We start from the raw sequence: 1,726 nt of genomic DNA on the forward strand, positions 1-1,726 counted from the left end.
CCTCGGCGATTCACGGCTGCTGGTGAGAGTTCAGACCGGATGATCGGTTGAACAGCAAAGAGTGCTCCTGATCTGGAAGATTACGGATTGTCGAGATCAACAACCTTCCAGAGCGAGGAGCACTCTTCGCGTGCAGACTATCCCGAAGTGGATGCAAGGGCTGGCGGTCACGGTCGGCGGTCACGGCGTGGTCTCTCACGTCGGTACGGCGGGGCTGCGGATGCTGGCGTTCAAGTCCGGCCTGACCAGCGAGCTGTCGGCGGCGTTGCGGGTACGGGGCCGGCAGGTGGTGCATGACCGGGGCCAGGTGCTGTCCGATCTGAGTGTGATGATCGCTGATGGCGGGACAGCGATCCGGCACATCCGTACCCTGCGCGATCAGGGCGAGTTATTCGGGCCGGTGGCCTCGGCGTCGACGGCATGGCGGGCGTTGGAGGAGGTGACCGCCCGGCAGCTCGACAAGATCGCCGCTGCTCGTGCGAAGGCCCGGCGGCGAGTGTGGGAGTTGATCGCTGCCCGGCACGGTGGCGTGCCGGCCTCGCGGACCTGCTACGGCGACCTCGGCGACTGGGTCGTGATCCGGCTGGATGCCACGATCCAGGTCTGTCACAGCGACAAAGAGGCGGCGGCGGGGACGTTCAAGGGCAGCTACGGGCTGTTCCCGCTGACCGCGTGGTGCGACAACACCGGCGAGTGCCTGGCCATCAAGCTGCGTCCGGGCAACGCGGGCGCCAACACCATCACCGATCACCTCGAGGTGCTGGCCGCCGCGATCGCACAGATCCCGCCGAAGCATCGCCGGCGGATCCTCATCACCTGCGACGGGGCCGGCGCCACGATCGAGCTGCTGCAGTTCATCACCACGCTGAACACGCGCAGCCGCCGGGCCCACTACTCGGTCGGCTTCGACCTCGACCAGCGGGCCCGCGCCGCGATAGCCGCGCTGCCCGCCGACGCGTGGTCGTGCGTGCTGGACGACACAGGCCAGGCCCGCCCTCTGGACAAGGCGGGCACCGCCGAACTCACCGGCCTGCTACGGCACTCGACCGGCGGTGACAAGCTGGCCACCTGGCCGGCGGGCATGCGCATCCTGGTCCGCCGGGAGAAACCCGCCCCGGGCGCCAAGCTGACCGACTTCGAGAAAGCGCGCGGCTGGCGCTACCAGCTGATCGCCACCAACACCCCCGCCACCGCCCTGCCGCTGCAGCAGGGCGAGGCGCGCCACCGCGTCCACGCCCGGGTGGAGGACTTCATCCGGTGCGGCAAGAACACCGGACTGGCCGCCCTGCCGTCCTGGTCGCTGGCCATCAACCAGGCCTGGATCATCGCCGCCGCGATCGGCTGCGACCTGCTGTCCTGGTTCCGCCTGCTGTGCTGCGAGGCCGAGCTGGCCATCGCCGAACCGCCGACGCTGCGCTACACACTGCTGCACACCAGCGCCCGCCTGGTCCGTGGCCAACGGCGACGCACCATCAAGATCCCCTGCACCTGGCCCTGGGCCCACCACCTGCGACGCGCCATCGCATCCGTCCTGGCGCTGCCCGCTCCTACCTGAGCACCAGCCCCGCCCCTGACACCCGACCGGCAAGACACCACCGGCCCGTGGACCCGGCACCACCGGCGTGACCGCCGACCCACCCCGCTGCCCAGAAACCCAATTGAAGATCCACAAATCATCCAGCCGTCACGCTGGGCGAAGCCACCCAAACCCGTGAATCATCGAGGT

Annotated in this window: 1 protein-coding gene; it reads left to right on the top strand. The window is 69.0% G+C overall.

Annotated elements, in window-relative coordinates; translation table 11 throughout:
- Positions 1-130 precede the first annotated feature (130 nt).
- Positions 131-1,555 (top strand): IS1380 family transposase, encoded by a 1,425-nt coding sequence (locus ABGB14_RS49930; RefSeq protein ID WP_347650949.1) that lies wholly within the window; start codon positions 131-133, stop codon positions 1,553-1,555.
- Positions 1,556-1,726 lie beyond the last annotated feature (171 nt).

Source organism: Nonomuraea sp. B10E15 (assembly GCF_039871615.1).
Taxonomy (GTDB): domain Bacteria; phylum Actinomycetota; class Actinomycetes; order Streptosporangiales; family Streptosporangiaceae; genus Nonomuraea.